Genomic DNA, 4,234 nt, shown 5'->3' with positions numbered 1-4,234 from the left:
CGTACTTCCATCGGTACTTGATAGGTGGCTCCACCGACCCGGCGGGCTTTCACTTCCACTAGGGGAGTGGCGTTTTTAACGGCTTTTTCAAATACTTCTAGGGGTTCTTGACCGGTACGTTCGCCGACGGTTTTCAGGGCATCGTAAACGATATTAGCGGCTAGGGATTTTTTGCCCGATCGCATGATCCGGCGGATGGTCATGCTGACTAAACAGCTATTGTAAACGGGATCGGGGGGAATAGGACGTTTTTTGACGTTTTTACGGCGAGACATCGGAATATTCCTGAATTTTCTAGGTTAACTTTAACTTTTGCTTGACAGTCGGATGATTACAGCCCATCTCAAACCCTCTCCTGCGAGTCTTCAGTCTCTTGGGTTAACTTTGACCGACTCGGTGGGAGTATTTTCTTGGTTAATCAATTCCCTGTTTATTTAGCGGCGGGTTTGGGGCGTTTGGTTCCGTACTTAGACCGCGCCTTTTGGCGGTTTTTCACCCCGGTGGCATCGAGGGTGCCGCGAATGATGTGATATCTGACTCCGGGTAGATCTTTGACCCGACCGCCCCGAATGAGGACGACGGAGTGTTCTTGCAGGTTATGACCGATGCCCGGGATGTAGGCTGTCACCTCAAATCCAGAGGTCAAACGTACCCTAGCCACTTTCCGTAGGGCTGAGTTGGGTTTTTTCGGTGTGGTGGTATATACTCTTGTACAAACTCCCCGACGTTGGGGGCATTGTTTGAGGGCGGGAGATTTGGTTTTTCTTTTCGCTTTGGATCTTTCGTCGCGTATTAATTGCTGAATGGTGGGCATGATAGGGCTGTATCTAAGGTTACTCTGAACTCCTATTACCGAAGGTCAAATCGTTGACAAAAGGTCATTATAGCAAATTGTTGCTCTTGTTGTCAAGTCCGCGATTGTGCTTTTCTCCGGTTTAGATGTTAGAGATTGTCTTTTTCTTGGGCGGCGGCGGCACTCAATTCGGGCGTTATTAGGCGATAAAATTACAGCTTCGTTGTTTTGGCTTGATAGTGCGATTTTAGCGATAATTATCACCTGATTAATCGGCTAATATCTGAAAAACTGTCTCTAGCTAACCTCATTTTCAGAACTGGTGTCTAGACTATTAGCTCTTAACGATATATTTAGAGCGTTTGTACTGGATGCAACCCAGGTGTGCTGCCATAAAATATTGTTAACCTTTGAGGTTAACAATATTACAAGGGTCATCTACAATGGATATTGTATTTAAGGAAAAAAAATTTGAGAACGAATGCAATAGCCAAAGACTACTGAAAAAACAGTATGGAGAGAAGATGGCTAAGAAAATCAGGCAAAGACTCGACGACTTAAAAGCAGTTATTGTCCTGGAGGAAATGCGATCGCTGCCGGGACGTTGCCACGAATTGTTACATAACCGTGCTGGACAACTATCTCTAGATTTAGTTCATCCTCTCAGACTAATTTTTGAGCCAGCTAATATACCGATTCCTCAAAAAGCAGACGGGGGAATTGATTGGAAGAAAGTAACCGCAGTCGTAATTATTGGCATAGATGACACCCATGACTAATACTATTGAGAACAGATATGCACCGGATTTTATTTCTCCACCGGGAGAAACCCTTGCCGAAATCCTAGAAGAAAGAAATATGTCTCAATCGGAACTCGCCCAACGCATGGGCAGACCAAAAAAGACTATCAATGAGATAATAAAAGGTAAAGCGGAGATTACTATCGATACCGCCTTACAGATACAGTTAGTGTTAGGAACTCCCGCCAGTTTCTGGATAGAGCGCGAAAGACTTTATCGGGAATATTTAGCGAGAAAAAATGAGAATCAAAGATTAAAAGGTTATTTAGGCTGGTTAAAACAAATTCCTTATCGCCAGATGACTGAATTAGGCTGGCTCAAGTTTGATGAGGATAAAATAGAGCAATTACGAGAGAGCTTGAATTTTTTTGCCGTTGTCTCCCCTGAGCAATGGGAGGAGATTTGGGGGATAAATTTATCGATTGATTTTAGAAAGTCTCAGGCATTTGATAGCGATCGAGGGGCAATAACAGCATGGTTACGTCAAGGAGAAATAGAAGCATTGAAAATTAATTGTGCTGATTACAACGAGTTGAAATTCAGAGATGCCTTGCGACAAATTCGTTCGTTAACTATTAAGTCTATCGAGGTATTTCAACCGCAAATGATCGAGCTTTGTGCGGCAGCGGGGGTTGCCTTAGCCTTTGTCCCTGAACTTCCGAAAACAAGGGTACACGGTGCTACCCGTTGGTTAGATTCTCACAGAGCTTTAATTCAATTGAGCGATCGATACAAAACAAATGATCATTTTTGGTTTTCTTTTTTTCATGAAGCTGGTCATATTTTATTACATGGGAAACGAACTTTATTTTTAGAGGGGCAAGATATTCAAGATACAATTAAAGAAAAAGAGGCGGATGTTTTTGCGGCTAATTTCTTAATTGATCCCAGAGATTGGCAGAGATTTATCGCCAATAATTCTCTGAATAGAAAAGCTATTAATCAATTTGCCGAACAACTAGGAATACACCCTGGTATTATTGTTGGTAGAATGCAACATGAGCAAATTACTTCTTATCAAAACTATAATGATCTTAAGGAGAAATATTGTCTAAATACGCAGAATTCCTTTTTGGTATTGACGAGCGACTCCCCAAAAGGAAAACTTCCTATCTCACCATTAAGAAAACTGCTGTAAGCGGAGATTACTAAGGATAAATTTGGCAATAATTGACAAATTTAGCATTAGAGACAGGAAATTGCGATAACATCAAAAAAAGTCAGGTAGAGGATAGTTATGCTCGATCTTGCGAAATTAGCGGCAAAAATGCCAGGAATCAGTCAACATTTTCAACAGGAAGTGGCAGCTAGTCGCGAGCGAGTGCAACGGGCTAAAATTCTTTTAGAACAGGCTCAACAGCAACAGGAAAAACTGCTAGAACTCTATCATAACTGGCACGATCGCCTAATTTTCTCCGTTGCACTACCGATCGAACCTCTCGACACCCGCGTTACTATCCTTCCCGCTCCCGAAAGTCATAGCGTTTTTGCCACGGATGGTTCCCAAATTGCCCCTTCTCACCACGAAATCGCCTACTGTTATCTAATTAATATCGGTAGGATTATGTTGCACTATGGTCAAAATTTGCACCCTCTCCTCGATAGCATTCCCGAAGTCTATTACAAATCAGAAGACCTCTACATTTCTAAACAGTGGGGTATTCGCGTGGATGAGTGGATGAGTTATCGTCGGACGGTATTAGAAAGCCAAATGTTAGCAGAAATGGCTACTCGTTGGGTAAAACCCCCTGGGGCCCATTATGAACCAAATTTAGCCCTCGTGGATGGTTCTTTGATCTATTGGTTTATCGATAGTCTCCCCCCGGAAGCAAAAGATTTAATTTTGCCACCGATTTTTCAGTCTTGGGACGATTTAAAATCAGCTAGAATCCCGCTTATGGGTTATATTAGTGCTTCTCGTAGCACGGAAGGCTTAAATTTCCTGCGTTTACAATCTTGTCCCCATGATACTCCCAATTGCTTGATCAATTGCGGTGATTTAGACCCAGAAAAAACCCCTTGTCGCGTTGTCGATCCTCTCCGGGATGCTTCTCTCTGGGGTTATTTATTGGAACCGGGGCAAAGAAGTCCTTTTTGGCGCAGTTCTTTGAAAATACTCGATCTTTATGGGGATGAACATCGCATTTACTTCTGTTATCTCCATGTGGGGACGGAAATCGCTAGGGTAGAGGTTCCTGCTTGGGTGGTGGAGGAGCGAGAATTACTCGATCGCTCTTTGAGTATTTTACTGGCCCAGGTGTTAAAAGGTTATGGTTATCCGATCGCCTTAGCGGAAGCGCACAATTTAGCAGTGATTAAAGGTGGCGATCGCTTGCGTTTTTTTGCTCTTTTGGAACAACAAATGATTAAAGTCGGTTTACAGGATGTGGGAACATCTTATAAGGAAGCGAGAAAGCGCAGTAGTATCGCTTAATTGAGGAGGCAGCAGATGGGGAGTGGTCACTGATAACTGCTAACTGCTAACTGATAACTGCTAACTGATAAGTAGTCATGCAAAATTAATTACCCAAATAAAAAATTAAGAAGTATAATACATAAAAAAACGAAGCAGCAGGAAAATACAATGAGATTGATTAGAGACCTAAACCCCGAGAGCCAGAAAATGCTAGAGAGAATTTAT

At 42.6% G+C, this 4,234-nt stretch carries 5 protein-coding genes; 3 read left to right on the top strand and 2 right to left on the bottom strand.

The genetic code is table 11. From position 1 onward, the window contains the following. Both PX482_RS24425 and rpsL read right to left on the bottom strand, forming a co-directional pair. The coding region (locus tag PX482_RS24425) for a small ribosomal subunit protein uS7 (RefSeq protein WP_502888578.1) at positions 1-275 on the bottom strand (275 nt) is incomplete at its 3' end. Positions 276-430: 155 nt separating this feature from the next. Then, entirely contained in the window at positions 431-814 is a 384-nt protein-coding gene (gene rpsL / locus PX482_RS24420; RefSeq protein ID WP_002740176.1) for a 30S ribosomal protein S12, read from the bottom strand. Positions 815-1,236: 422 nt separating this feature from the next. Between rpsL and PX482_RS24415 the strand changes: the two genes are divergently transcribed. The 3 genes from PX482_RS24415 (at position 1,237) to PX482_RS24405 (ending at position 4,027) form a co-directional block, all read left to right on the top strand. Continuing rightward, on the top strand, positions 1,237-1,572 hold the full coding sequence (locus PX482_RS24415) for a type II toxin-antitoxin system RelE/ParE family toxin (protein ID WP_002800095.1): 336 nt from the start codon (positions 1,237-1,239) through the stop codon (positions 1,570-1,572). Further along, a complete protein-coding gene (locus PX482_RS24410; protein ID WP_288096836.1) occupies positions 1,565-2,731 on the top strand; it encodes a HigA family addiction module antitoxin in 1,167 nt (388 codons plus the stop codon). Before PX482_RS24415 ends, PX482_RS24410 begins: the two co-directional genes overlap by 8 nt. Positions 2,732-2,830: 99 nt before the next feature. Next, positions 2,831-4,027, top strand: a complete 1,197-nt coding sequence (locus tag PX482_RS24405; protein ID WP_002758828.1) for a DNA double-strand break repair nuclease NurA — start codon at positions 2,831-2,833, stop codon at positions 4,025-4,027. Positions 4,028-4,234: the final 207 nt, after the last annotated feature.

Origin of the sequence: Microcystis sp. M53602_WE12, assembly GCF_030065455.1 — a bacterium.
Classification (GTDB): Bacteria; Cyanobacteriota; Cyanobacteriia; order Cyanobacteriales; family Microcystaceae; genus Microcystis; species Microcystis aeruginosa.
Note: the sequence above shows the minus strand (reverse complement) of the source record. Positions and strands in the feature narration are given on the sequence as shown.

Excerpts from the sequence above, each read along its gene's own strand:
- PX482_RS24415 (WP_002800095.1), top strand. The coding sequence starts at position 1,237 with ATGGATATTGTATTTAAGGAAAAAAAATTTGAGAACGAATGCAATAGC.
- PX482_RS24410 (WP_288096836.1), top strand. The coding sequence starts at position 1,565 with ATGACTAATACTATTGAGAACAGATATGCACCGGATTTTATTTCTCCA.
- PX482_RS24405 (WP_002758828.1), top strand. The coding sequence starts at position 2,831 with ATGCTCGATCTTGCGAAATTAGCGGCAAAAATGCCAGGAATCAGTCAA.
- rpsL (WP_002740176.1), bottom strand. The coding sequence starts at position 814 with ATGCCCACCATTCAGCAATTAATACGCGACGAAAGATCCAAAGCGAAA.